The organism is Gemmatimonadaceae bacterium (genome assembly GCA_036003045.1).
In the GTDB taxonomy this organism is placed as follows: Bacteria; Gemmatimonadota; Gemmatimonadetes; order Gemmatimonadales; family Gemmatimonadaceae; genus JAQBQB01.
Genome location: DASYSS010000104.1, coordinates 91,009 through 117,401, shown reverse-complemented (window position 1 = coordinate 117,401; position 26,393 = coordinate 91,009). Strand labels below are relative to the sequence as shown.

At 65.8% G+C, this 26,393-nt stretch carries 24 protein-coding genes; 9 read left to right on the top strand and 15 right to left on the bottom strand.

All coding sequences use genetic code 11. The annotated features are described in order from the left end of the window. Positions 1 to 114: 114 nt before the first annotated feature. From VGQ44_23085 to VGQ44_23065, 5 genes are all read left to right on the top strand, one after another. A complete protein-coding gene (locus tag VGQ44_23085) occupies positions 115 to 666 on the top strand; it encodes an RNA polymerase sigma-70 factor (protein ID HEV8449726.1) in 552 nt (183 codons plus the stop codon). A 126-nt stretch (positions 667 to 792) separates the two neighbouring features. Further along, positions 793 to 1,713 carry a hypothetical protein gene (locus tag VGQ44_23080; GenBank protein ID HEV8449725.1) on the top strand — a complete coding sequence of 307 codons (921 nt, stop codon included), beginning with the start codon at positions 793 to 795 and terminating at the stop codon, positions 1,711 to 1,713. 274 nt (positions 1,714 to 1,987) lie between these two features. Continuing rightward, the gene (locus tag VGQ44_23075) at positions 1,988 to 3,331 is read left to right on the top strand and encodes an APC family permease (GenBank protein HEV8449724.1); all 1,344 of its coding nucleotides are present in this window, start codon (positions 1,988 to 1,990) and stop codon (positions 3,329 to 3,331) included. 42 nt (positions 3,332 to 3,373) lie between these two features. Beyond that, entirely contained in the window at positions 3,374 to 3,736 is a 363-nt protein-coding gene (locus tag VGQ44_23070) for a co-chaperone GroES family protein (GenBank protein ID HEV8449723.1), read from the top strand. A 51-nt stretch (positions 3,737 to 3,787) separates the two neighbouring features. Continuing rightward, entirely contained in the window at positions 3,788 to 4,225 is a 438-nt protein-coding gene (locus VGQ44_23065) for a BrxA/BrxB family bacilliredoxin (GenBank protein ID HEV8449722.1), read from the top strand. A gap of 288 nt (positions 4,226 to 4,513) precedes the next feature. Here VGQ44_23065 and VGQ44_23060 read toward each other — a convergent pair whose 3' ends face one another. The 11 genes from VGQ44_23060 to VGQ44_23010 all read right to left on the bottom strand — a co-directional run bounded on the left by VGQ44_23060 (position 4,514) and on the right by VGQ44_23010 (position 13,974). Next, positions 4,514 to 5,278, bottom strand: a complete 765-nt coding sequence (locus tag VGQ44_23060) for a DUF1080 domain-containing protein (GenBank protein HEV8449721.1) — start codon at positions 5,276 to 5,278, stop codon at positions 4,514 to 4,516. Between the two features lie 4 nt (positions 5,279 to 5,282). Continuing rightward, entirely contained in the window at positions 5,283 to 5,771 is a 489-nt protein-coding gene (locus VGQ44_23055; protein ID HEV8449720.1) for a cytochrome c, read from the bottom strand. A gap of 161 nt (positions 5,772 to 5,932) precedes the next feature. Next, the gene (locus tag VGQ44_23050) at positions 5,933 to 6,229 is read right to left on the bottom strand and encodes a hypothetical protein (protein ID HEV8449719.1); all 297 of its coding nucleotides are present in this window, start codon (positions 6,227 to 6,229) and stop codon (positions 5,933 to 5,935) included. Between the two features lie 481 nt (positions 6,230 to 6,710). Further along, the gene (locus tag VGQ44_23045; protein HEV8449718.1) at positions 6,711 to 6,896 is read right to left on the bottom strand and encodes a hypothetical protein; all 186 of its coding nucleotides are present in this window, start codon (positions 6,894 to 6,896) and stop codon (positions 6,711 to 6,713) included. Between the two features lie 188 nt (positions 6,897 to 7,084). Next, complete coding sequence (locus VGQ44_23040) at positions 7,085 to 7,645, bottom strand: hypothetical protein (GenBank protein ID HEV8449717.1); 561 nt, start codon at positions 7,643 to 7,645, stop codon at positions 7,085 to 7,087. Positions 7,646 to 7,698: 53 nt separating this feature from the next. Then, positions 7,699 to 8,217, bottom strand: coding sequence for a GNAT family N-acetyltransferase (locus VGQ44_23035; protein ID HEV8449716.1), 519 nt, complete (start codon positions 8,215 to 8,217; stop codon positions 7,699 to 7,701). 4 nt (positions 8,218 to 8,221) lie between these two features. Next, complete coding sequence (locus VGQ44_23030) at positions 8,222 to 8,986, bottom strand: hypothetical protein (protein ID HEV8449715.1); 765 nt, start codon at positions 8,984 to 8,986, stop codon at positions 8,222 to 8,224. 112 nt (positions 8,987 to 9,098) lie between these two features. Beyond that, positions 9,099 to 11,774 (bottom strand): protein kinase, encoded by a 2,676-nt coding sequence (locus VGQ44_23025; GenBank protein ID HEV8449714.1) that lies wholly within the window; start codon positions 11,772 to 11,774, stop codon positions 9,099 to 9,101. 84 nt (positions 11,775 to 11,858) lie between these two features. Beyond that, a complete protein-coding gene (locus tag VGQ44_23020) occupies positions 11,859 to 12,464 on the bottom strand; it encodes a hypothetical protein (GenBank protein ID HEV8449713.1) in 606 nt (201 codons plus the stop codon). 49 nt (positions 12,465 to 12,513) lie between these two features. Next, on the bottom strand, positions 12,514 to 13,050 hold the full coding sequence (gene msrB, locus VGQ44_23015; protein ID HEV8449712.1) for a peptide-methionine (R)-S-oxide reductase MsrB: 537 nt from the start codon (positions 13,048 to 13,050) through the stop codon (positions 12,514 to 12,516). A 33-nt stretch (positions 13,051 to 13,083) separates the two neighbouring features. After that, positions 13,084 to 13,974 carry a serine/threonine-protein kinase gene (locus tag VGQ44_23010; GenBank protein HEV8449711.1) on the bottom strand — a complete coding sequence of 297 codons (891 nt, stop codon included), beginning with the start codon at positions 13,972 to 13,974 and terminating at the stop codon, positions 13,084 to 13,086. Between the two features lie 195 nt (positions 13,975 to 14,169). Here VGQ44_23010 and VGQ44_23005 point away from each other — a divergent pair, with 195 nt between their 5' ends. Then, positions 14,170 to 15,570 carry a carboxypeptidase regulatory-like domain-containing protein gene (locus VGQ44_23005; GenBank protein ID HEV8449710.1) on the top strand — a complete coding sequence of 467 codons (1,401 nt, stop codon included), beginning with the start codon at positions 14,170 to 14,172 and terminating at the stop codon, positions 15,568 to 15,570. A 3-nt stretch (positions 15,571 to 15,573) separates the two neighbouring features. Here the strand turns inward: VGQ44_23005 and VGQ44_23000 are convergent, their stop codons facing one another. Then, entirely contained in the window at positions 15,574 to 16,068 is a 495-nt protein-coding gene (locus VGQ44_23000; protein ID HEV8449709.1) for a DinB family protein, read from the bottom strand. A gap of 340 nt (positions 16,069 to 16,408) precedes the next feature. Between VGQ44_23000 and VGQ44_22995 the strand changes: the two genes are divergently transcribed. Together VGQ44_22995 and VGQ44_22990 are read left to right on the top strand one after the other, a co-directional pair. Next, positions 16,409 to 17,002 carry a hypothetical protein gene (locus VGQ44_22995; GenBank protein HEV8449708.1) on the top strand — a complete coding sequence of 198 codons (594 nt, stop codon included), beginning with the start codon at positions 16,409 to 16,411 and terminating at the stop codon, positions 17,000 to 17,002. Positions 17,003 to 17,060: 58 nt separating this feature from the next. Next, the gene (locus VGQ44_22990; protein HEV8449707.1) at positions 17,061 to 18,332 is read left to right on the top strand and encodes a M28 family peptidase; all 1,272 of its coding nucleotides are present in this window, start codon (positions 17,061 to 17,063) and stop codon (positions 18,330 to 18,332) included. Between the two features lie 269 nt (positions 18,333 to 18,601). Here the strand turns inward: VGQ44_22990 and VGQ44_22985 are convergent, their stop codons facing one another. From VGQ44_22985 to VGQ44_22975, 3 genes are all read right to left on the bottom strand, one after another. Then, the gene (locus tag VGQ44_22985; GenBank protein HEV8449706.1) at positions 18,602 to 21,007 is read right to left on the bottom strand and encodes an ABC transporter permease; all 2,406 of its coding nucleotides are present in this window, start codon (positions 21,005 to 21,007) and stop codon (positions 18,602 to 18,604) included. 159 nt (positions 21,008 to 21,166) lie between these two features. Further along, positions 21,167 to 24,847: a TonB-dependent receptor gene (locus VGQ44_22980; GenBank protein HEV8449705.1), complete on the bottom strand. Its 3,681-nt coding sequence runs from the start codon at positions 24,845 to 24,847 to the stop codon at positions 21,167 to 21,169. A gap of 155 nt (positions 24,848 to 25,002) precedes the next feature. After that, positions 25,003 to 25,794 carry a DUF3108 domain-containing protein gene (locus VGQ44_22975; protein ID HEV8449704.1) on the bottom strand — a complete coding sequence of 264 codons (792 nt, stop codon included), beginning with the start codon at positions 25,792 to 25,794 and terminating at the stop codon, positions 25,003 to 25,005. Between the two features lie 198 nt (positions 25,795 to 25,992). Here VGQ44_22975 and VGQ44_22970 point away from each other — a divergent pair, with 198 nt between their 5' ends. Next, positions 25,993 to 26,325 carry a PadR family transcriptional regulator gene (locus tag VGQ44_22970; GenBank protein ID HEV8449703.1) on the top strand — a complete coding sequence of 111 codons (333 nt, stop codon included), beginning with the start codon at positions 25,993 to 25,995 and terminating at the stop codon, positions 26,323 to 26,325. The last annotated feature ends 68 nt before the right edge of the window (positions 26,326 to 26,393 follow it).

Sequence of the window (26,393 nt, the reverse complement as noted above, 5' to 3'; positions counted from 1 at the left end):
AATCATGACCCCTGATGGCCCTCCGCCTGATCGGGGATTATACGGAACCCGCGCGCCCGGGGACAACCGTCGCATCGCTGGAATCGCCCTGGAGAGCTCGGACCCCGTATCGGCATGGATGATCGCGAATTACTAGACCGCCTGAAGGACGGCGACCAAGCGGCCTTCGACGCGATCTTTCGAACGCACTACGCGGCCCTCGTGATCCTGGCGCAGAGCCTTCTGCACGACCGAAGCGCCAGCGAGGACGTCGTCCAGGAAGTGATGCTGGAGCTGTGGCGCCGTCGAACGACGGTGACCATCCAGGAGTCGCTGCGCGCGTATCTCGTTCGTTCGACCCGCAATCGCGCGCTGAATCAGATCAGGCACGCGAACGTCCAAAAGCGCGCCGAACCACACCTCATTGGCGAAGAAAGCATCGCCGCCGCCGGTGCGTCTGGGCTCGTCGCCGGCGAATTGCGCGACGCGATCACCGCCGCCGTCGCCGAGCTGCCGCCGGCGTGTCGCGAAGTGTTTCGCCTGAGTCGAGAACAAGGACTCCGCTATGCCGAGATCGCGAAGACGCTCGGCATTTCCATCAAGACCGTCGAATCGCAGATGGGAAAAGCGCTGAAACATCTGCGCACGCGCCTGGCGGCGTGGTTGCCCGAGACGACCGCGATCTAACGTCGGCTTTCGGCGGTTCGGGTCCGAATTTCGTTTTTTTAGTTAACGCCGCGCCGGTCCCGACGACAAACTCAGGGTGGCGGACGACCTCCGTGTCTGCCTTTGGACTCGAACAGGACCTGAGACATGAAAAAAATTGTCACACTCACCTGCGCCGCCGCGTGCGCGGCTCTCGTCGCGGCGTGTAACGAATCGAGCGCGCCAAACGGAAGCACAGCGCTGCTGGACGCGTCGTCGGCGTTCACGACGGTACCTTCCGGTTTCTCCGACTTGAGCAGCAGCTTCGCGGCGTCGGAAGGCGACGGACCGTTCCAGCCTTCCTTCGACGGAAGAGGGCCCGGTGGCCCAGGCGGCCGCTGGATGTTCGGGCACGGACCGGGGTTCGGCATCGGCTTCATGGGCGGCCTCGGTGGTCCGTTCCTCGGCCTCGGCTTAGCGGACTTCTTCCGTGACGGTTCGTGCGCGTTCTCCAGCAGCACGGGCGTCGTGACCTGCGGAAATCAGACGCGCAACGGGCTGACCATTACTCATACGTTCAAGTACACGGACGCCGGCGGGAACCCGCAATCGAAGATCGACACGACGACGAACACGATCGTCAGCACGGTGTCGGTCACGGGCAAAGTGACGCGCCGCGACAGCGTGACGAGCGACATCAACGAGTCGAGCAGCCAGACCGTCACAGGTCTCGCGAAAGGAAGCACTCAACGGAAGGTCGACGGCGTGTCGGCCGGCTCCGAGAACACGTCCGGTACGTCGTCTATGGGTGCGTTCACCGCGCAGCGCACCGCGGGTGACACGATCACCGGCCTCGTGATTCCCGTTGGTTCAGCGGCTTTGGGTCATCCGCCGTATCCAGGTGCGGGAACGATCATTCGCTCGATGAAAGTCACCGTGACGGTCACCGGCCAATCGCCGGCGACGTCGACACGGCGTGAAGTCATCACGTACGATGGCTCCGCGACGGCGAAGGTCGTGATCACGGAAGACGGCAACACGCAGAATTGCACGCTGCCGCTGCCGTTCGGCCGTTTGAGTTGTCAGTAATTCTTTACGCGGGGAGACACCAACGCAGGTGTCATAGCAGGTGTACTGATCATCGCTGGACAATCTGCAGTACGCTTTCGTTGAGGTTGCGTTGACTCGGGTGGGGGTCGGCCTGATCTCCGAAAGCACAATCAGCGGGGTGGCGCCGGGTATTCGACGGCTTCCATCCCGCTGATCTTTTTGGGGTGGGCCGTTGGACCGGTAGACCGCGAAAAAAAACGCCGAGCGAAATCACACCTGGCAGCAATCGGGCGCGCGAGCGATTGTTTGCGCCGTGAGCGAGCCCAACCGGCCCACGCAGTCTCTCATCCGGATGCTCGGCCTGACCTTCGGTCTGGCCGTGACCGTCGGAAACACGATCGGCGCAGGAATCCTGCGCACGCCGGGCGAGATCGCGGGCTATCTGCCCAATTCATTCGCGTTCGTCGGCATTTGGGTGATCGGCGGACTGTACGCGCTGCTCGGCGCGAACGCGCTCGCCGAGCTCGGAACGATGATGCCGCGCAGCGGAGGGCAGTACGTCTTCGCGCACGACATCTTCGGTGACTATGTCGGTTTCGTCGTCGGCTGGATGGACTGGATCTCGACATGCGCGTCGACCGCGGCGATCGCCACGGTGATCGGCGAGTCGGCGGTGCGTCTCGCCGGCGCGTCCTCCGGCGTCGCGGCTGTCGCCATGCTGGTGGTCGCGGCGTTCACGTTCCTGCTGTTCGGCGGAACGAAACGCGGCGATCGCGTGCAGCAACTCACGAGCCTATTGAAGTCGGGCGTCCTCATCGGGCTCGTGATCGCGTGTTTCGCGTTCGGCGGACGCACTGTTCCGCCGAGCACCGCCGCAGCGACGACGGGAGCGGGGGGCGCGATCGGCTTCGCCGGTTTTCTTCTCGCCGCGCAGTCGGTGATCTACGCGTACGACGGATGGAACGGTCCGATCTATTTCTCGGAAGAGCTCCACGATCCGGCGCGACAAATTCCGCGAGGCATGTTTTACGGGCTGGCCGGCGTCGCGACGATCTATCTGCTCATCAACCTCGCGTTCCTCCATGCCGTTCCGCTCTCGGCGCTGGCGGGTTCGAAGCTCGCGGCCGGAACGGTGGCGAACGCGATCTTCGGCGCGGCGGGTGAACGGATCGTACAGGTGCTCGTCGTGCTCTCGCTGCCGAGCGCGGTCAACGCCTGCACACTGATGGCGTCGCGCACCCTGTTCTCGATGAGCCGTGACGGCGTCGGCATTCCCGTCGCCGCGAGAGTTAGTCCCCGAGGCACGCCAATCGTTTCGTTGGGCGCGACGGGGCTGGTGACGCTCGCGTTTCTCGCGACCGGGACGTTCGAGACCATGATCGCCATCGCGGCGTTCTTCTTCGTCGCCAACTACGCGACGTCGTTTCTCGGCCTCATTCGCCTGCGGCTTCGCGAACCGAACCGCGCGAGACCGTACCGTACGTTCGGTTACCCGTGGACGACGGTTCTCGTGCTGCTCGGTTCGCTGGCATTCCTGATCAGCGCCGTCGTCGCCGACCGCCGCAACAGCCTGTTTGCGCTGGGGATTCTCGTGGTGAGCTATCCCGTTTTCCGACTCACCCGCCCCCGCGCCGCCACCCTTGTTACCGCCGAGTAGCTTTCCGTGGATACGTCGAAGCACCTGAGTCAGGAGCGACCCATGATCAAGCGAGACAAAGAGCTCATCGTCGTCGGCGACCGTGTCCTCGTGCGCGTCGAGGAAGGCGAGGAGCGGACGACCGTCGGCTTGTACCTGCCACCGACCGCGATCGACAATCAGGCGGTGCAGGGTGGGAAGATCGTAGCGACTGGCCCCGGTCTACCGATGCCGAGCCCCGATTCGTTCTCCGACGAGCCGTGGCAGGCGCCCGGCGAGCGTGCGACGCGGTTCGTGCCGATGCAGGCCCGCACCGGCGACTACGCGCTCTTTTTCCGCAAAGCGGCGGTCGAGATCACCTTCGAGGGCGAGCGATATCTGGTTGTCCCCCAAGCGGCGATCCTCGCGCTCGTCCGCGACGAGTGACCACGCCGGTCGCTCGGCTGTCCATCCCGTGAATTCAACTCAGTGACTTCTATGCGGCTTCCTCAACAGATGTACGACGAGCGGCTCGTGACGCCGATGCGGCAAGAGCTCACCCGGCTGGGCGTGAAGGAACTGCGCACGGTCGACGAAGTAGACCGCGAGCTTCAGGACGCCAGCGGCACGACATTGGTGGTCGTGAACTCCGTGTGCGGCTGCTCCGCGCGTATGGCGCGTCCCGCCGTCGCGATCGCGCTCGAGAATCCGATCAAACCGGAAAAGCTCACCACCGTGTTCGCCGGCCAAGACGCCGACGCCACGCACCGCGCCCGCGAATACTTCACCGGCTACCCACCCTCGTCCCCGCAGATCGCGCTGTTCAAGGACGGCGATCTCGTGTTCATGCTCGAGCGCTGGCAGATCGAAGGCCGCCCCGCAGAAGAGATCGCGCACGATCTCGTGAACGCGTTCAATCGATATTGCGCCGCGTAGATCAACAGCAGGGCAACTGCTCACCGCTGAGTCGCAGAGAACGCAGAGGGACGCAGAGGAAAAGCGGCATGATCGCGCGACGAGCCGGGGCTTGGTGAAAGCCGCTCGGGGTACCCGTCGTGAAGACTACGTCTCCACGGCACGCATAGCTCCTCGAGCGGCAGTCCCCAAAAATCCGGCGCGTTGGGCGCCGGCTCGAACTTGGCCTGTCCTCTGCGAAACTCTGCGTCCTCCGCGTCTCTGCGGTAGGTAGTTCAGCAGAGCACCCCGATAGAGGGGCCGCCGTCGCTAAGGCTTTCCGGACCCTGGTTCGAGATTTCTAATCCAGATGTTCCGGAACCGGACGGGATTCCCGTGATCCTGAAGGCCTAGGGGCAGCGCGTCGGGATGCGCGTGGTAGGGCGGGCGGTGTTGATGGGCCGTGGGGCCGGTGAGGCTCACGTTGTCCTGCGCGAGGAGACCGTTGAAGAACACGGTCACGCGCGCCGCGCTCACGAGACGGCCTTGGGCGTCGAAGTGCGGGCGATGCCAGATGATGTCGTACGACTGCCAGTCTCCGGGCGGACGGCTCGCGTTCACGAGCGGCGGATACTGACCGTACACGGCCCCTGCCTGTCCGTCGGCGTAGGTGATGTTGTTGTACGAGTCGAGCACCTGGACCTCGTACGTGCCCATCAAAAAGACGCCGCTGTTGCCGCGCTCCTGGCCTTCGCCTTTTGCGGGCGTCGGGGCGCGCCACTCGATGTGGAGTTGGCAGTCGCCGAATGCATCGCGCGTTTCGATTCCGCCCGTGCCAGCGGCGACCTCCATCGCGCCGTCGACGATTTTCCATTTGGCCGGGCCGTGCGTGCTGTCCGACGACCGCCACTTGGCGAGCGACTTTCCGTCGAAGAGAACGATCGCGTCCGACGGAGGCGGGGCCGACTCGAAGGCCCCCGGCTTGACGACCGGGGGCCTCGGGCGGTCCATCGAGTGTTGCGGCCACTGCTGCGACACCTGCGCGCCGGCGGACATGGATGCAATCAGCAACAGCGCGACAGCGGCCCGCGTCATCGTTTTACGACTTGTGACTCAGCGAGTAGACGTACGCGGCGACGGCTTTGACTTGATCGTCGGTGAGCGGCGTTTGTCCGCCGCCCCTGGGCCGCATCTGAAGCGTGTGCGTCTTGTCCTTGATCGAGTCGGCCGGTACGCCGCTCATGATGACGTTCACGAAGTCCTGGTACGTGCCCGAGCCCTTGATGTGCAGGAACGTGGGCCCCAGGAGACTCGGTCCGTTCTGGCGGCCCTTTGCGTCGGCGCCGTGGCAGCGCTGGCAGGTCGCCGCGTGGTAAATCGAGTCACCGAGGGTGATCAACGCCGGGGTGACCGCGGCTGACGCGGAGGCCGCGGGGGCCGCGGCCATCGTCGTGGGACGCGAGGCCGGAGACGCCGCGGCGGGGGCCGGAGCGGAAGACGTCGCACCGCCGCCGCCGGACGAACAGGCGGCAATCGCTGTCACAGCGACGACGAACGACGCCGATCGAAGGAAAAGGCTGTGATTCATGGCTCAATCAGGGAGAAGGGAGTCATCGAAACGCCACCACGGCATCAACGTACGACCCCGCGCGAGCGCTGTCCACGAACGAACTCCAGCGCCGCCCGGATCGTTTTTCGCCCGATTTCCCTGCGAAAGCCGCGCCTCCGCCGCCCGAACCGCGACCCTCGTCAGTGCGGCGTGATCACACGCTCGGGGACACGCCGGCTCCCGGAGCGCTCCGCCAGCGTGAGCGCGGTGAAACGCTGGGCTTCCGAGATCCGCTCCACCTCGATCGCGATGGCGTCCACCGCTTGAACGAGGTGCGTGACGTCCTCACGCACGGCGTCGGGGTTCTCCTGTGCGAGCCGCATGCGGAGCACGCGCTCCCGCGATCGCAGCCAGAGCACGCCGAGCACCAGCGTCGACGTCGACAAGACGCCGGTGGCAACGAGCAGAAAGTTGATAAGATCGTTGTCGTTGAACATGGAATCGTCCGAGTCCGTGGTGGCGCGCCGATGGTCCGCTCGGAACCACTACGCAGCGCGCCCGCCGCGGGTTGCGGCGGGCCCACTCACAGTCAGACCGGGCCGGCGGGAATCACACCCACACTCGGCGCCGTTGGCCCTCACGGTCCCGGCTTTCGGCCCATGGGATGATCGTGCGGCGGCGCCGTGCTCCTGTACCCTCGAGCTCGACCCGGACGGCGCGCGGCTAACGCCCATACGCGCCGGTCATCGGACTTCTGAATTGTTAAACGAAGGCTCGGCCAGGCAGCGGACGCGTGCCGGGTAGGGGAGTCGCGTGTCCAGCTACCCGAGCGTCATGCCTGGTCGGCCGTTCGTTGCATTGTTCCCATCAAGACGTTCCTCCTGTTGAGCCGAACCCAATCCCTCAAAACGAAACCGCCCCGCCGTGCGCGCTGCGCAGGCGGGGCGGAGGTGCTTGCCCGAGTCGGATCGGAGTGCTCTATCGCGCAAGGACTCCGGTCCAACCGCCTGCATGAGATGTGATTCGCTGCGAGTCGACGGTGTAAGCCACGTCTTCGACTCGCGGCAACCGACCGGTGTTCGCCGGCGAGCGCCAATCGCTGGCGAGCGCGGCAAAGCCGGATGGGCGCGTGACGGCGACGTCACGAATCGCGGGTTGATTCATCGAAGACCGTGGGTGATTGAGGTTGGGAAAACAAAAAGTCGCGCCGCCGATGTTCAGAGCGATGCTTTTGCATCGATCAGGCCGCTCGCCATGCCGGAGCATGTGAACGACGAACCACCATCGGGACGCGACTCCCTCAAGCCATTCTAATATGCGAATGCCGGAGCTGTCAAGCGTTCGCCGGCACGCTATGCGGAGCCCGGCTCGTCGCAGACGATTCCTGTGACAGGGATCACGTCGAACTGACCCGACGCACCGTTCGCGCGCCAGGCCTGCCGGATCGCCGTCAACTGCCTGGTCGAGTCGACAGTAGCGCTCTGGCTGGTGACCACGATCGCGACGACGCGCGGGTCCAGCTTGCCGTCCGCGCTGCACGACGACATCACGAGGCGCTCGTCCCGCGCCAGGGGCGGAACTCTGAGCTCGGCCCTCACGATGCGCGTCGGACGTCCGCGCTGCGACACCGCGACGATGGAGTCGAGCCAGACCATCTGGCCGCGCGGCGTCCGCACGAGATCGAGATCGAAGCCGACCGTATTCGATCCCGGCGTGACAGGAATCAACGACCCCGAGACGAACGTGAACTTCGCCGGCAGCGAGTCGTAGCGAATCCCGACGTAGTTCTTCGCCGAGCTGAACTCGGCCGGGGTCACGACCGTGCCTGCGGCACTCGCGCCCGAATCACTCTTGCTCGCCTCGCCGGCCGAGCAGGCCGCGACCGCGACGACCAGCAACACAGCGTATCTCATCGCAACGGTTCTCCCCGCACGCCGCCCTCCGCTCACGTTTCCGCCTGCCTTGGTCAGCTTCTCGTCTTCGCGTAGAGATGCTGATCCATGATGCGTCCGTCCTTGACCGCGCTGCGCCGCATCGTGCCTTCACGTTGATATCCCGCTTTTTCGAGCGCTCGGCAAGACGCGACGTTCGTCGTGAACGGCACCGCGAACACGCGCTCGAGGCGCCGCCGCGTGAATGCGTAGTCGGTCACGAGCCGGATCGCGGACGTCGCCACGCCGCGCCCCCAGACCGATTCGCCGATCCAGTAGCCGATTTCCGCACCGATGCGCTCAACGTCGGCGCCGGGATGCAGGCTGATGCCGCCCACCGCTTCGCCATCGACTTCGATGGCGAAGCTCGGCTCGTCGCTGCCGCTCAGCAATCGAGCGATGTATTCCGCCGCATGCGCTTCCTTGTACGGATGCGGAAAGCGATCGCGCAAGTTCTCCCAAATACGCCGGTTGTTCCCGTGGCGCGCCAGGCTCGGAGCATCCTCGGGCCGATACGTACGCACCACGCACTCGCGCGATCGCAGATCGATCATGAGGTCAACCGTGACCGCCCGGAGGATCGGCCGTGCAGCACCCGAAAGCGCAACCGAACCAGGCTGGGGGGCCGAGATCGCCCTGCATCATGGCGGCGGCTCGCCGCGAAAACGACGCCGGGCGAAGGTTGTCTGCTTGCTCGCAGGTCTTGAAGTCGGCGTGCGGGCCGCGTTGGAAGGCGTGCTTCGGGCACTCACGCAGCGTTCCAGACGAGATCATGTGATGCGTGCGCGAGCCCGCCGTCGTCGTGAGCTCCTCGAAGCGCCACGTCGCACTCGCGCTGTTCGGCACTGGCAGGATGATGAGATAACTCTCATATTGCGTCCCGGGCCGCGTGTTGTACATCGAATCCGCGAATTGGCCGACGTTGATGGCCCGCATCGCGAGCACGCCGTTGGGCGGCAGGGTGGCCGCGCTCAACGAATCGTCGCCGACGATTCCATCGACTTGGATGCGAGTGGAATCCCGCGGGTTCGGACCGCGGCAGCCCGCTCGACCGCGACAACGCCGGCCGTGCGTTCCGCCGCCTCCATACTGGAGTTGACGCGTGAGCGCATAGAACTCGTCGCCCGTGTACTGGTCGATCGGCTTCGTGAGCGTGCCCGGCGGCGGAGCCGGCGCAGCGGCGGCCGCTGTAGCACCGGGTGGTGCCGCCGCGGTCGATTCGCCCTTGGCTTTCTCGCTTCCTTTGCCGCACGCGACGGCGAGTGCGACGACACATCCGGCTGCCAACGATTGCGCGACGGTCCTGCCGAGTTGCAGCGTCACTCTGGCTCCTTGCGTGGAAGTTCTACGCTCCGTCGTCGACGCAGCGACGGCGGCCCGCGGCGGACTGCGAGTGCGGTGGGCGGACGCCGTCCGCCGCGTCCGCTAATACGAATTATCGTAAGGGAGATGCGAGCGAGCGCAAGCGCTCGACGATCGGAGCCAGTGACGCGTCGGCATGGCGCCAGACGATGAGTGCCTGTCGCGCCCGGAGCCGTTGCTCCGCCGTGTCGTGGGTCGCCCGGGCCAATTCAGCGCGCAGGAGAAACGCTCGGCCAATCGCCGCCGACTGTGCCTCCTCTCGCACGGCGAACTGCGATAACGTCGGCAATGCGCGGAGCACACGATCGAGTTGTCGAATCGCGCTGGCCGTATCACCGATCGCCGCCCGCACGTTGGCCTCTTGCAGCACGTAGTCGAGCGCGATCTCACCGGGCAGGGATACCCGTCGCACAGTCTCAATCGAATCCAGGATCGCAGCCGCGCGACGCCGGTCGCCCCGCACGGCGGCTCGCTGCGCGAGGTCGAGCGGCAATTCCGCATGCAGCCCATCGAACGCACGAGCGCCGAAACACGGATAGGCGAGCGACATGGATCGCGTGATCAACTCGCGCCGGAATTGGGGGCGCCTTATCGGCTCACTATAGCTCTCGAGCAACGTGTCGAGCTGCCGCCGAAGACCCAAGAGCGAATCATCACAAACGCCCGCGGCTGCGCGCGCGAACAGGCGGCTCGACAGTGAGGTCAGCGGCGGGGCGATTCCTCGAACTGCGTTTGAGGAGCTGAATGTGACGGCCCGAAGCTCGGCCTCCCGCGCGATACGCCCTGTGAGCGCGGCGAGTCCAACGAGCCGGGATGCCTGCTCGCGCGTCGGGTTCGTCGCGACAGCCGCCAGTAGGGAGTCGGCGAGATCGAGCGCCGCGTCGAGCTCGCCGCGCTTGATGTGAACCCGCACGTGGGCGGAGCCGAGACGCAGCCGATCGTCGGGCGTTCGCGCCAGCGACCTCGCGCGGCGCAAGGCGCCATCGGCTCCCTCATCGTCGCTGGCCAGTTCACCGCGCGCTTCCAACCCGGCGGCCAGGGCCTCGAAGGATTCCGGATTGTTCGGGAACGACACCGTCCAGCGGCGCGCCGCCGCCACCAGTGTGTCCCGATTGCGGCGGAGTGCCTCGGGGAGCGAGGGGGATAGAACCGCGGATTTTCCCGCGACGATCTCATCGAACGGATACGGAACGAAGGCAACCGAGTCGCCGTCGGCCGACGGATGCGCGCCGTAGAATTGGCGCGTTCCGTCCGCCGCGCGTCCGAGGCGAATCTGAGCCGGCGTGATTGGCAGAAGACTTGAAAGCATCCCGTACCTGAGCGCACGGTTCGTGGCAGGTGCCAGGGTCGCTGCTCTCACGTAAGCGTTCGCGGCCGCCGCCCAGCTCGTCCGAAAGCGCAAACCCGATGGGCTCTTCGCGTCCCGCACGACGGCAGAGTCGAGCGCCTGACAGTCGCCGAGGCCGTACCAGGCAAGCGCGTCGAGCGAGTCGGCGGCCCGCAAACGATCGAAGCTCGCGCAGGCGTTTTGAAACGCCCCCCTGCCAAGCGCGATCAATCCTTCCGCATAGAGCGAATCGCGACCATGGAGGCTCGCGACCTGCTTGCCCAAGTTCGCGGCGGCGAGCGCGAAGGCTTCCGTCCCAACTTGGCGGCCGAGCTCCAGATCTTGAACCGTCTTCATTTCGGCGAGGGCAGCCGCGCGCGCGTTCGCCGCGGCTCGACTTTTCGCGACCGCTGTTCGAATGGGCGGCGCGGCGAGAGCGGAAACCGTCAGCGCCAATGCCACCGCGCCCGCCCAGATGAACGGACGGCGCATGCCGCGCGCCCCCTTCCGCGCCAAGCGGCGCCGCGCCGCCGAGCGGCCGGTCGAAATCTCGAGCCGCGCCTCCTCGATCGCCGACGCCAGCTCATGAGCACTTTGGAAACGCTCGTCGCGCTTCATCGCGAGCGCGTGCGTCAACAACGTGTCCACCAGCGCCGGAACGTCGGCGCGATACTCCCGCACCGGGGCCGGCGGTTCGGTGAGCCGCTTTTGCAGCAGCTCGCGCGGCGTCTTGCCCGAGAACGCGTGCCGCCCGGCGAGCATCTCGTACAGCACGCACGCCAACGAATACACGTCGCTGCGGCCGTCGAATTCACCGTCGCTCAACTGCTCTGGGCTCATGTACGCCGGCGTGCCGACCACCATGCCGTGCGCGGTCACGCGGACGTCGATCTCTTCCATCGCGCGGGCGAGCCCGAAATCGGCGAGGCACGCATGCTCGTGGTAGAAGAGAATGTTCTCCGGCTTGATGTCGCGGTGGACGATGCCGCGGTCGTGCGCGAACGCGATCGCCACGGCCACCTCGTGCGCGTAGCGCAGCGCTTCGTCGACCGGCAGACGCGGTTCCTTGTCGAGCCGCTGGCGCAGCGACCCGCCGTCGACGAACGGCATCACGAAGTACAGCCGCCCGGCCGCGATTCCCGAGTCGTACGTCGGCAGGATGTGCGGGTGCTGCATGCCCGCCGACACTTCGATCTCGCGCAGGAAACGCTCGCCGGCGACCGCGCTCACGTCGGGATTGAGTGCCTTGACGGCGACGGCGCGGTGGTGCCTCAGGTCGCGCGCGTAGTAGACGATCGCCGATGCGCCCCGCCCGGCCTCGCGAATGATCTCGTATCGGTCGCGCAGCGCCTCGACAAGATCCGGCGGCCCGTCAGGGGGGGGGCTTTTTGGAGCGTTCGAATCGGTGGGCGACGCGGACACGAGCGAGGGCCAGGGTTGACCCAGAAGCTTGCGTCGACCTCATCCTGTTGTCCAGCGAACCCGGCCGCCAAGCCGGGCGATTTTTCAGCGCTGGCGCGTGGCCGCGCGGTCGATCGCCGCCTGGCGCTTCATCGCGATTCTCCAATCCACCGACGGCGCCACGTCCTCATCCGTCAGCTCGAGGCTGAGCCGCGCCCGTTCGACCACCGGCGCGCCGAGATCCGCGGCCAACGAGAGCCCGAACTCGAGCTCCGCTCGGCGGCAAATGCGCTCCTCGCGGGCCGGGTCCTTCGATTCGGGGCGGACGCCCATGCCGTGCACGCGCGCGTGAATCCCTTCGTGGAGTATCGAAGCAGCGACCGGCGCCGGCGAAATGTCTCGCCGCGCAAGAAACGTCAGCTCCGTCATGCACTCGCGGGTGTGCGGAAAGAAAGCGCCGCGGCACGGATAGCGAATCACGAGAAAGCGCGAGAGATCCCGCCGCATGTGCGCGAGCCGCCAGGGCTGCGTTTGTTCGATCAGCGCGAGCGCTTCGTCGAGCCGCTCGAGAACAGCGCCGGTCTCGATGTCCTGGCGCGTGTTGTCGACGAACACGGCGAACCCGCGAATGCGACGCGTCTCGCCGCCGCCGGCTGTCGCCGGGGCGCCGATGCCCCCCAGAGTTTGTCGCAACCGTCGGAGAAAGTTCATCTGGAAACTGGAACGCGAAATCCGCGCCGTGTCCAGCCCGGGGAATCCCTCAGGCGAACTTCACGAAGCGCAGGGCGACGGAGTCAATGCAATATCGGAGCCCGGTCGGCTTGGGCCCGTCATCGAAGAGATCTCCGAGGTGGGCGTCACAACGTCGACACGTTACGTCACTTTCCGTGTAACCGTGGCTCGGCGCGCCGTGACGCACGTTTTGCTCGGCGATCGGCTGCCAGAAACTCGGCCAACCGGTGCCCGAATCAAACTTGACCGCCGACGCGAACAGCGCGGTGCCGCAGCACACGCACCTGAACATCCCGCGATCGTGGAGGTCCCAGTACGGGCCGGTGAATGCCCGTTCGGTGCCGTGCTGACGCGTGATCTGGTACGAGATCGGAGTCAGCTGGCTCCGCCATTCGGCGTCGGACTTCACGACCTTGGGCACCCGGAGCGTCCCCTGGCGAACGCCGGCGTCGTTGAAGTCCACGATCTCGACCTCTTCGAGCGGCGGGCGGCGCAGCGCGGCCAACACGGGAAACGCGGCGAACGCCGCCCTGAAGAAGTCGCGGCGCGTGGAGTTCGATGCCATGTCTTTTCCCCCCTTTCGCTGACCTGAATCGAGTCAGTCGTATCCGACGTGTTTCGCGGCGGAGTCGGCGGCGGCGAGCATCGCCGTCGCGTTCACGAAACGGTCCGACGGGTGCAGCGCGATCGAGCGGCGCAGCACGCCGATCACTTCGTCAGGAAGCTTCGGCGGCAGCGGCGTGAGGTCGATCGGAAGCAGCGGCGCGTGCTTCTTCATCGCGTCGCGGAGACCGTTCGGAAACGGCGGTCGGCCAGACAGCATCTCGTACAGCACGCAGCCGAGCGAGAAGAGATCGGAGCGCGCGTCTTCGACGACTCGCGCGGTGAGCCGCTCCGGGCTCGTGTATTCGGGCGTGCCCATGATGTACCTGGGCTTCTCGTGGCCGAGATCGGCCTGATTGAAGCTCGGCGCCCGCGCGATTCCAAAGTCGAGAAGCCAGACACCCGTCGGCGACAACATCAGGTTGTCCGGCTTCACGTCGCGGTGGATGATGCCGTTCTCGTGCACGTGCGCGAGCGCGTCCGCCACGTCGCGCGTGAAGAGCAACGCGTCACGCACGGAGATGTGATCCTTGCGCTTGAGACGCGATCGGAGGGATTCCCCGTCGACAAACGGCATCGTGTAGTACAGCGATCCGCTCACGTCGCCGGCCGACAGGACGGCCGGAATTCGCGGATGGTTGAGCTTTTGAAGGACCTGCATCTCGAGCAGGAACCGCTCCTCGAGCTCGAGACGTTCCGGGCCCGACGCGCCGCTGAGGCGGTCGACCATCACCTTGATGGCGATGCGCTCGCGGGTGTCCGGCCGTCGAGCCGAGTAGATCCGCGACATCCCCCCCTTGGCGACCTCGCCTTCGATAGCGAAGCCGTTCCCCAGGCGAAGCTCCAGGGAAGCGACCAGACTGAGGATTGAGGCGGGAGAGGACATTTCGAGGCTGACGAATCTGTATGTAACTAGGACGATTTACTATAGCGCACTGCTACCGTCGACCCCAGGATCGAACGGCCAAGGAATTGGCATGATTCGTCCTTGAGCGCTACGTAGTTGTGGAACGGTCTTGCGGTCTGCATCGCTGTTGTGTATACAATACCGCCGCACCCACCCGTGCTGGGGTTCTGCCCCATGAAGACGTTCGTCGTGCTGTGCGCCGCGGCCATGAGCGCCATCGTCGCATCGACTAACGCGACCGCGCAAGCGGTGTCCCACTCGTCTGCCTCGGCCATACCCAGGACCCTGCCCGTCCGCGGCGTGGCCTATGACAGCATCCGGCGACAGCCTCTCCGAGACGCCTTTGTCAGTATTCTCGGCACCGGGGCCGGCGCGCGAAACACCACCACCGATTCTGACGGGCGTTTCTACTTCGACAGCATTCCGCCCGGCGACTACACGTTCGCCATTCAGCACGCCGTGCTCGATTCGCTCGGCCTTTCCGGGGTTTCGCGTAAGGCGACCGTCGGGAACGAGGATGAGGAGGTCCGCTTGGGCGTCCCCTCCTTCGCGACGCTGTGGCGGATCGAGTGCCGCGGCCTCCGGGTGCCCAAGGACAGCGGCTTCGTGTTCGGCACGGTGCGCGACGCGACGACCATGCGCCCGCTCGCTCACGCAAAGGTGGAGGTCACGTGGGTCGAGTTGAGGGCCAAGTCGGGCCACGTCGTAGGTCGGCGCTGGACGGCCGAGGGATTCGCGGATGACTCGGGCAACTACAGCGTCTGCGACATCCCCATTTGGGAAGCGATGTCCATTCGAGCCTCGGGCACGAGCGCCAAGGACTCTACATCGAGCGGTGAAATCGAGCTGGCGCCGAGGGCGGGGCGGATCGAGCGCCGCGACCTGCTGGTGGGACCGACCGACTCCGTGGCGTCGCACGTCGGCACCGTCAGTGGAATCGTGACCAACGTGAATGGTGAACCGTTCGGCGCCGCGCGCGTTTCGATGCCGGGACTCCGCGAAGTCAGGAGCGACGCGGACGGCCGCTTCGTGCTCCACGACGTTCCGATCGGCACACAGCAGATCGAAGTGCTCTCGGTCGGCGTATCGCCCGTCTCGCAGACCATCGACGTCATGCCGCACGACACGACGCGCGTCGCCCTGCAGTTCGGGCGGCCGATCGTTCTCAAGGGGATGCGAACGACGGCGACGCCCGGTGTGCATGTGATGGCGCAGGAGTTCGACGCGCGGCGAAAGGGCGGGGCCGGCTACATGCTCGACTCCACGTCGATCGCGCACTATCCCGATTTCATCAACGTGTTCAACGACGTGCCGGGCATCCGGATGGTGCGGCGCCTCGGTCAGGTGGCGCTCACCACCACGAACGACAAGGGCGTGGCCTGTTCGCCGACGTTGCTCATGGACGGAATCGAAACATCGGGCAACGCACTGTCGGACCTCCAGTCCCACGAGGTCGCCGCGGTCGAGGTGTACGCGCGGCCGCTGATGGTTCCCGCCGAGTTGATTCCGCCCGGCCGGCCGAACGAATGCGGAATGGTCGTCGTCTGGACGAAGTACACCTTCCGCAATCGATAGCCGTCAGCCGAACGTGCGCTCGTCCGCCGTCGGTCCGTAGATCGACGGAACCGGGACGTTCAGCAGCCGCAGATAGACGGTGAGCTGCCCGCGATGGTGCACGAGGTGGTTGATGTGCGTTCGCACCACCACGCCGCGCGGCTCGGTCGTGAGCACGCGATCGCCCATCTTGAGCGACCACGGCTCGTCGAAGGCTTGATCGCTGACCTTCGCGAGCTCGGCGCGCGCTTCACCGACGTTCTTGTCGAACTGCGCGACCAGGCTGTCCGTCGGTTGAAAGGAGTAGCCGCTCCCGCTTTTGAGATCCAGGTCGGGGTTGCGGATCGTCAGCGTGATCCAGCCCGGCATGCCGGCCACGAGCTGCGCGAGATGGCCGAGCGCGAACGACTTCTCGTGCGGCTTCCACGTGCCTTGGTCGGTGGGGACTCGCTCCAGCACCCGCCTGGTGGTCGCCATCTCCCGATCGAACTCGGCCAGCATTGATGTTCCGATGCTCATTAGAGGCTCCTGAATGCCGAAAACCGCCGGACTCCGAATTTGCCGAACGTCGAAAATTGCCGGAACGCCGAGTCTGCGGAATACCGAGACCCCGAAATCGCCGAACCTCGACTCCGCCGAAGGCCGAGAGTGCCGAACTCCGAACGTACCATCGGCCGAAACTGGGGCGAAGACCTCCCGCGGCGACACACATTGTCCAACCAACGGGACACCGCCCAGGACCGACGGCAGAGCTACGACGATGCAAGTATCAGTGGATCAATGAGTTGGCGAAGAACGGGAACCTTGGAACCCGACGTGCACTCTCGCCGGGGCGACAGAACCCTTTCCGGAGTCGCCCGTGCCTCGAGCCATCCCCTTCCGGCTGCCGCAGCTTCTCCTCGCCGGCATCGCCGCACCCGTCGTCGCGGCCTCTGCCCAACGATCCGATCTTGCCGTCACGCCCTTCGTGTCTTTTCTGCCGTCCACCGGGAGCAGCCCTCTGGCCGGGCTCGCGCTGACGCTCGGCGGGAATGGCGGCCTGGCCTTCCGGGCCAGCGGCAACTTGGCCCTTCAGGCCGCGAACAATTCAACGGCCGTCTCTACCGAGACGCGCCCGTGGGGCGCCGACGCCGACGCGATGTTTCTCTTCGGCCGGAATGACGGATCTTCGCGCTCGATCACGCCGTTCGTGTTCGCCGGCGTCGGTGTGGAGGGCGTTCAGAACGTGGCGAGCACGAAGACGCGCAACGACTGGAGCTACGGACTCGGCGCCAACGTGCCGCTGGCGCACGCGATCGATCTGTTCGGCGAAGCGCGGTGGCGGATGACCGAGTTCGTCCTACCGACTGCCTACGAGGCTCCCGCCCGCACCAACGAGCTTCGGTTCGGGCTCTCGTTCCAGGTGGGCACGGGGAACAGCGACAGCGGCCCGCCGCGTGGTCGTCGGCGCTAGCGGTACTTGCAGGGTGAAGTGAGGGTGCTCATGATCCGGCGTCCAATCCCCCGAGATCATGAGCACCCTCACTCGCATTCTAAGGCCTCGCGCGGCGGTTTCCGTCGCGACTATTTCGACTCTTCTCGCCCTGGCCGCTGCGCCGATTCAAGCACAGCGCGGGGCGGCCGGCAGTGAAGGCGCGCCGCCTGACACCCTGAACGATCCGGTCCGCCTCATGGTGGCCCGCCTCGATCTCGAGAAGTACAAGGCGACCATCAAGGGCCTCACGCAGTTCGGCGATCGGCGACAGGGAACTGAGCGCAACCGCAAGGCGGTCGACTGGATCGAGGCGCAGCTCAAGAGCTATGGCTGCACACCGACCGAGCGCATCACCTACACGTACGTCACGCCTCCTCCGCGCGCGCGCGGCGGTGCCGGCGGCGACAGCGCCGGCGGCCGCGGTCGGGGCCGTGGCAACGCCGCGCAAGGCGGCGGCCGCATTCGCGGCTACCGGATCCAAACAGGCGTCAATACGGATTCGCTAAAGCAGCCTGACCCGCGCATTCGCGCGCTCGACACCGAGCCCGCCAAGGACGGCGAGCGCCAAGAAGTGTTCTGCACGAAGGTCGGCTCGACGCATCCGGAGGAGATGTACATCGTCGGCGGCCACATGGACGGCCACGGCTGGAACGAAGCGGCGAACGACGACGGCTCGGGCACCGCGCTGGTCATGGAGGTCGCGCGCGTCTTCAGCAGCCCCGACGTGAAGACGGATCGCTCGATCCGATTCATCCTCTGGAACAACGAAGAGACGGGCACGAACGGAGCGCGCGCCTACATCGCGCAGCGCGATTCGCTTCAGGGCAGGGAGAATCCGCCCGGCTCGGGGAAATACCCCGAGCCCAAATGGCTGGGCATGATCCAGCACGACATGATGATGTTCGACCACGGCATGCCGCGCCCCGACGGCACGATGAGTCCCGACCAGCGTCCCGAGGCCGACGTCAACATCGAATTCCAAGTCACGTCCAAGCACGCCGAAGGCGCGCAGAAGCTCGCGTGGTTCTTCCAAACGGCGAACGAGAAATACGCGACGGATTATCCCGCGCGCGTCGGGCAGCACATGACGAACACCGATTCGGGACCGTTCCAGGATCTCGTGCCGTCGATTTCTCTGCGCGAGAACGAGCGCGGCGAACAGATCGGCGCCGGGTGGGACCCGCAGTGGCACCAGCCGACGGATTTGTACTCGACGTACAACGACAAGGATTTCAGGTTGGGGCTGAATGCGGCGCAGACGACGCTTGCCGCGGTGGCCCTATTGACCGGGGCGAAGTTGGTCAAGTAAACGGCGCGGCGGCCATTCCGCGGCTGTCTCTCCGAGCGGTCCACATTCTTGTGGGACATCGGACGTCTGATAGCGGACGTCCGATGTCAGCCCAGCCCTCGCCATGCCGGTCGGCTCTTATCGAAAGGTTTAAGCCCCGGCCCAAGCGGGGCACGAACCGGCGAGCTGGTCTGAGGTCCGATGTCGGATATCAGACGTCCGATTTCTAGCGCGCGCCGAGCTTTGACCGGCCACCAGAAACCAGACTGGCCGACAATCGCGGTTGGCTGTCACTCCGCTCTGAGCGACTCCGTGGGATCGATTCTCGTCGCTCTCATCGCCGGGACAAAAGCCGTCGCGGTCGCGACTCCTAGCACCGCGATGGCCACGAGTGCGAACATCGGCGCGTTGTAGACGTCGAGCATGGCGATCTCCGACACCAGCAGCACGCCGCCCCTGGTGAGATAGAGACCGCCCGCGGCGCCGGCCAGCGCTACGACCACGGACTCTCGCAGCACCGCGTGCAGGATGTCGCGCGTCGTCGCGCCGAGCGCCACACGGACGCCGAGCTCGCGCCGCCGCTCCGCGACAGCGTGCGCGACGACGCCGTACACGCCGAACGCGGCGAGCGCGATCGCCAACAGCGCGAACGCCACGAACAATTCGGACAAGAAGCGCGCGCCCTGCAGTCCGGTCGTGATTCCGAGGAAGTCCACCATCGTCATGACCTGCGACACATTGGCGTCGGGGAACGAGCCGATTTGTTCACGAAGAACCGTCGGCAACCGCTCCGGATGATTCGCGGCGCGCGCTCTGAACGTCATCAACACGCGCGAGGCGGTCGCCGTGTCGTTCGGGCCGGGCAAGTAGAACACGCGCCCGAGCCGTGCGCCGGTCTGCGAATCCTCGGTCGGCGTCTCGAACCCCTTCTGCTCGCCGATGATGCCGACGACCGGAACGTACGGCCGGTTCGACTTCTTGTAGCCGAGCTTGAGCAGCGCTCCGATCGGGTTGTTGTTGGGCCAGAGCTTTCGGGCGGTCGCCTGATCGATGATCAGACCTCCGCGATCGCGTTCGCCCTCGATGAAATCGCGACCGCGCACGACCGGCCAGCCCATCGTGCGCACGTACGACGGTGACACGGCTGTCACGCCGAAGAGCGGCGCGGGAAACTCGCGGACCCCGCCGGCGTCCGCGACGGTGACGGCGCTGCCCTCGGGCATTCCCAGCGGTGCGGCGGTCGCCGCGCCGGTCACGCCGGGAATCGCCGAGATGCGCGCGGCCATCGTCTGCAGGAGCTCGGAGTACCGCACGGCGCTGCCCGGCGGGACCTGCACGGTGAGACTACCCGTCGACAGCATGCGGGGATCGTACCCAACCGAGGTGCGGCCTTTGTAGAACATCCAGGTGTGCACCGTCGCGGTGGCGATGCAGCACAGCGCGAGCGACAGCGCGATCTCCACGCCGACCAGCAACGCGTAGCGCCGCCGATTCCGCTTCGTCGCTCCGGTGCCGGCGCCCGACTTGAGCAGCTCGTTCGGATCCGTGCGCGAGATGCTGATCGCGGGCGCGAGACCGACCGCGAACAAACAGAAGAGCAGCGCGACGATCGCGAATACCAACACGCGCCAACTCATCTGCGGCTCGACGATGTACTTGCCCACGGTCGGGGGGATCGACGCGTGGAGCGACCTCGCGCCCCAATAGGTGAGCACGAGCCCCAGCGCGAGCCCGGCGACGCCGAGAATGATGCTCTCGCCCATCAAGTGCGTGATGATCCGGCTGCGCGACGCGCCCAATGCCGATCGAAGCGCGAGCTCGCGCCGGCGTCCGATGCCGCGAGCCAGCTGAATGTTCGCCAGGTTGGCGCACGCCACGAGCAGGATCGCCGCGACGGCATAGATGAGACCCCGATGCATCGGGCGAAGCTGGAACTCGGGGTCGGCCGCCTGGTGGAAGCGGAGCACGTCGTCTTTCGGATTCTCGCCCGCCGCGATCGCGATGCGCGCGGACACCGTCGACAGCTCGCGCTCGGCGTCGGCACGAGTCGCGCCGGGACGAAGGCGGATGAGTCGTTGAAACAACCCGCCGCGCAGCTTGCGCGGGGCGACCTGCCAAGCGACCGCCAGCTCGCCGGGGAGCCGTGTGAAGTCCGACACGACGCCGACGACGACGCGTGGCTGGTGGTTGATCGTGATCGTGGCGCCGATCGGCGAATCGCCGTTTGGGAACAGCTGCGACGCGACCGTTTGGCCGATGACGATCGCCGATGGATCCGGCGTCTCGTCGGAGGAGATGAACGTGCGACCGGCGAGGGGGCGCGCGCCGAGCACGTCGAAATAGTTCCAGGCAACACCCTGCACGACGCCTTCGGAGAAGTGACCGTCGTGCTGGATCTGCTGCGCGAAGATCGCGAGCTCGGCACGAGTCACCGACTCGTACGTGTGCAGCCCGCTCGACAACACCGTGTCGCGAGTCGGGGCGTCCACGTGCCACTTGTAGTCGCCGTAGAAGCGGATCCAGTAGAGCTGCGCCGGATCGCGCACGTCGATGCGCGGACGGAGGAGCGCGTCGAGCATGCCGTACATAGTCGTGTTGAGCGCGATGCCGAGGGCGAGCGACAGAACGACGACCGAGACGAAGGCAGGCTGACGGCGGAGACTGCGCGCGGCGGAGCGGAGAGAGTCGAGGGGCATGACCGAACGACGAGCCCGGGCGCGCACAGTCACGTGAGGGCAAAGAGCCACTAGGCGATCGAACTCAGAGTGGCCGAGGACCCAGGCTGATGCCGAAGTAAAAAAGAACGGCGCCGTCATCACGACGGCGCCGTCCGAAAGAGCTTTCTAGAAACTGCATCATCCTCCGAAGAATCCGCCTCGTCCTCCGCCCGCCCGTCCCGGTCTCACCTGGCGAATCGCCTGATTGTCGAGGAACAGCGCGATGAACGGCGGGAGCTTTCGGACCTGCTCGGGCGTCAACAAATTCTTGGCCGCTGGTCCGTAGATCGCCATCTGATCGAGCGACCTGTTCTCCGCCGTGCGCACGCGATCGTAGGCGGCGTCGAGATCGTACTTCTCCTCGAGCCCGGCGAGGTACGCCGCGACGGGCGTCCAGATCGAGTCGATCACCTTGCCGTACGCCTTGTTCAGGATCGCGATGCTGTCGGCGGTCTCGTTGCTCAGGCCCAGCGAGTCCTGCTGGCGGAGCATCTGCTCGAACGGGTTCGGGTAGGTGCGCTCGTACTGAATCTTGATCTGATCGGCGCTGAGCTTGTTGCCGCGGCCGCCGCGGCCCGAGCGCAGGCGAAGGAACAGGTCTTGGCGTTCACGCTCCGGCCCGACGTCGAGACGCACGTCGAGGGTGAGCTGCGTCGGCGCGAGGAGCGTGGTGGTGGCCTGCCGATTCGCGCCAAAGCGCGGGTTCACCGTGTACTGGTACTGCTGCGACGCCGGGTCGAAGCCCTTGGCCAGCAAGAGCGTCGGGTCGGCGAACGACGGCGCACCCCAGCCATGCAGGTTGTTCGAGCCGTGGACGAGCGCGTCGAGACCCGTAAGCGGGTTGGCGATGCCGAGCGAGATCGTGGCGCGGTCCGGAACGACCCTCATGGCCTGCGAGATGAGCGAGACGCGCAGGCTGAGCGTCGTGTACCATGGAGCCTGGCAGCTGTTCCGACCGGCGATCGTGCCAAGCTGGCTCTGGAGGCACGACTTCACCGAGCTGGGTGCGTTCGCGAGCAGGTTGCGCATTCCGGCCGCCAGAGCCGAGTCGCCGGTGACCCTGGATGGATCGTAGATGAACGCTCGATCGTTGTTGTAGCCGTCGCCGTTGATGTCGCCCGCCACCATCGGCGTAAAAGGATTCCCCGACTGGACCCGGCCGAGCGCGACGACGCTCACGGCCTGATGGAACGTGTACCCGATGTTGTAGGTGATCTGGTGGCGAGCGTCCTGGTTGCCGCGCGCCCACTGGATCAGGTACGGATCGCTCGCTGTACTGCCGCCGCCAAACCCGCGCTGCTCGTCGAGGACTTTCTGCCAGACGTACGTCACGCCCCACTGGAACGCCGAGTTGAATGCCACCGGCGAGATGCCGACCTGGAGCTGTGTCGTATGCGAATGAAGGTCGGATACATAGTTCGTGACGTTCGCGAACTCCGACGAGACGCGTGAGCCCGTCTCGATCGTCTGGCCCGTCGACGGGAAAATCAGCGACGGATCGACGTAGATCGGCCGGCCCTCGTTCGAGAGCGTGAACACCGGCTTGCGGTTGAAGTTCAGGTCGACCTGGCTCTGCTGGTTCAGGTTCAACGAGTACGTTGCGCCGCTCGTGAGCCGGAACATGTTGTTCAGAATCGGCGCGTTCCAGTTCAAGTTCGCGCGCCAGCTTCGCTGCGGGATGTAATCCTTGGAGAAGAGCACGACGTTCGGTACCGTGCTCGTGAACGACGAGATGTCGCCCGCGCACGTCGTCGGGATCATCCCCGTGTTCTGGAGATACTGCTGCCAGTCGGGCGACGGAACGGCACTCCCGATGCAGCTCAACTGCTGCGCCGCCGACGGGAGTCCCGTCTGATCGACGGCCGCGGCGATGAGCGGGGAGCTCGGCAGGTTCTGGAACTGTCCGAAGCCGCCGCTGATCTGTCCGCGCGATCCGCGCTGGGCGCCTTGGAAGCCGCCGATCTGCGGATTCGTTCCGTACGTCCAGCTGAAGCCCAGGCGCGGGCTGACGTAGATGCCGCGCGGCACGGCGTCGTTTCGAAGCTGATAAACGGAGTCGATCGCCGGGTTGAACTGCGGATTGCCCTGGAAGTGAGAAGCGTCGACGCGCAGACCGTACGTCAGTTGGAATCGCGGAGTCGCGCGCCACGCGTCGCCCAGCCAGCCGGACGCGCCGATGTCGTCGCCAAAGCGCTGGTTCACCTGGAGTCGACGGCTGAAGCTCGCCGGCACGCCGTCCTCGAAATCCTGGATGGAGTTGTACGTGTACGTTCCGAAGCGGTTCGTCGTGTTGTCCTGCGAGTAGCGGTTGTAGCGGAAGTCGAGGCCGAACTTGTAGCGGTGCTTGTTGTCGAGGCTGATCCAGGAAATCTCGTTCTGCAGCTCGGTGTTCAGTGTGTGCGAGTTTCGCGGGAGGCCGGTGTTCCCGCCGAACTGAAGGTTCGAGGTGCCGGCATTGCCATCGGGGAAGATCGAGTTGACGCGGACCGTTGCCGACGGGAGCTCGATGTAGGGGCTTCCCTGCGTCACGCTCTCCTGAATCGAGCCGCTCGTGTTGTCGAGGAAGTTGTCCTTGAAGTACGCGGAGTGCCGGGCCTGGAGCGTGCCACCGTACGAGCGGTTGTCGCCGCCGTGGTCCGGCACCGCCGTATTCGAGAGGCTGGCGCCGTCCTGACCCTGCCAGCGGCCATTCACGGTGACGTTATAGAAGTGGCCGCCGCTCGGCGCGAAATCGAAGCTCGACAGGAACGAGCCATTCTGCGTGAGCTTGGAACTCGGGATCGCGTTGTTCGTGAGCGGAATCTGCGCCTGGTTCAGCAGTGAGATGAGGCGCTGGACCGAGTCGGGCGAGACGCCGACGGTTTCGAGTGCCAGGGGGTCCCCGGTCAGGTTCAGCAAATCCTGCAGATTGCTGGACCGGCGGCCCGCCTGCCACGACAGCGCATAGAACGCTTTGTCGAGAACGAAGGGCCCCGCGGCGCTCCCGCTGAGCTGCAAGTTCGTAAAGGGTTGGCCGAGCGCACGGCCGATGGCGTTCGAGTACTGAAGGTCCGGCGCGTCGACGGTCTGGTGCAGCGACCGGGTGATGTAGTTGGTGCCGCTGTTCGTGCGCAGCGAGATCTGTGCGCCGGAGAATCCGCCACGCGACGGATCGAAGCTCGACGTCGTCACCCGCTGCTGCGTCGTGGCGTCGCGCGGCAGGTCCGTGCCGGCGAAGTTCAGTCCGTTGAGCGTGATGTTGTTCTGGTCGGCGCCCAGTCCGAGCACCGAGAATCCGCTCGCGGCGCCGTCGGCGCCGGGAATCAACGTGACGCCGGGAAGCGTCGCCGCCATCGCCGAGAGATCCCCGAGGATGTCGATCGGCACGTTGTTCGTGTTGACGGCCTGGTCGCGGCCGCCGACGTCGAGCGAGTTGCCGTTGCGGTCGGGACGCTCGCGCCCCGCGGTCACGCGCACCGCGTCGAGCGACACCGCCGTCTTGTTCACCGTCGCGTCGGCGATGAGAATATCCTCATCGACCTCGCGCTTCACCTCGAATCGCGTCGGCGCGAAGCCGATCGCGATGTACGCCATCATGTAATCGCCGCCGCCGCCGTTGAAGATGATCGAGAAGCGGCCGTCCTTGTTGGTCTTCGCGGTGCGCGACGTCTGGTTGACGAGCGACGTCGCGGTGACGGTGACGTTTTCGACCGGCTTCTTGTCGGGCCCGATGACGCGGCCGCGAATGATGTCCGCGTCGCCCTGCGCGTGGAGGCGCGACGGAGCGAACGCGCCCAGCAGCAGAACGAGCAACAGTGATATCGATCGGCGAGGTGACACGGCGGCCTCGAAGGTGTTCGCAAATTGAATGGACACCTTCTCTACGCGCGGAGGCTACGCGGGGTTGGGAAGTCGCGTAGTCCGAGGGAGCGCATAGATCCGCGTTTAGATGTCTTAACGCGAACGTGCGCGATCGCGGCGCGATGCTGGACGCGTCACGGATTGCGTCCGATGTGTTTCAGCTTCAGGCTGATCGATCCGAACGAGAGACCGGTCTTGAGCTGCAGCACCGTACGCGCCGAATCGTCGGCGAGCCAGAGCTCGGCGTGGCCGTCCTTCGAGAAGATGCCTTTCGTCTTGATCTCGGGCCGCAGCATGATCGCGGGAAAACGGCCGGCGGGTACGTCCACCGTGTCGCGGCGGACGACGTGCACGACGACCGGGTTGCTTTCCGGTTTGAAGTAGCGGCTGAGCACGTAACACTGTCCCGGCTCGAGCGGCAGCGTGCGGACGAGATAGACGAGCGACATGTCGTCGAGTGGATCGGCGACCGACGGATGGACCTCGCCGTCCTTCGTTCGAAACGTCTTGTCTTCCGGGAAAATGTGCGTGTCGCGGTCAGCGTGATATCCGGGGTCGTGCACGCGCTGCACGAAGCGCATGGAATTGAACGTGACCGAATCGAACCACGTGATGGTGGTGTCATGGACGTGCGCGCCCGGAATACCGCCGTCCATGATGAACATCGCCTTCCACGTGGAGTGGCCGCGCACGGTGTCGCGGCCGGCGAGCCGCATCTCGCCGCTGCCGACGCGCAGCTTTCCATAGTAGGCGGAGTACTGCAGCTGTTCGTCGGAGGAGTAGCCGGGGCGCGGATCGGCGGCCGCGGCGATCTCGACACGGCGTTCGCCGGGAGCGCAGCGCAGGCTGTCCTCGGCCGCGCGAATCACGCGCGAATCGGTCCGCGAAAAGGCCAGGAATGCGGCAGACAAGAGCGACAACAACATCGATACGGGGCGTTGGAGAAAAGCGGGTGGGGTTCGCCGCCGATGGGGTCCCTCGTTCCAGGGACGACCGAGCCATCCGGACGTCCCGTCGTGGCGAGCCGCGACCCAGGAAACGTAACACGCCGGCCGGGCGGACACTCCTATTGACAATCTAGAGGTCCGGCCGCATCGTGTTCCTATTGGCAATCTAGAGGAATGATGACCGCGCGCAAGACCGACCTCCTGCAGGGCACGCTCGACCTGATCGTCCTTCGTCTGCTTCGCGCCGGCCCGGCGAACGGCTGGGACATGACCCAGTCGATCCAGGTCGTGTCGAAAGGGGTGCTGGACGTGAACTACGGCTCGCTCTATCCCGCGTTGCGCCGCCTCGAGGGCAAGGGGCTCATCAAAGGGCGATGGGGCACGTCGGAGAACAACCGCCGCGCGCGCTTCTACGAGCTCACGCCCAACGGGCTCAAACAGCTCGACACCGAGCGGCGCGAGTGGGAGCGCTTTCAGCAGGCGCTCGGCTTGATCCTGCGCACCGGCTGACGACCATGCTCACGTCGTTTCTCATCCGTCTTCGCGCGCTGCTCGATCGACGCGGCGCCGACGCAGAG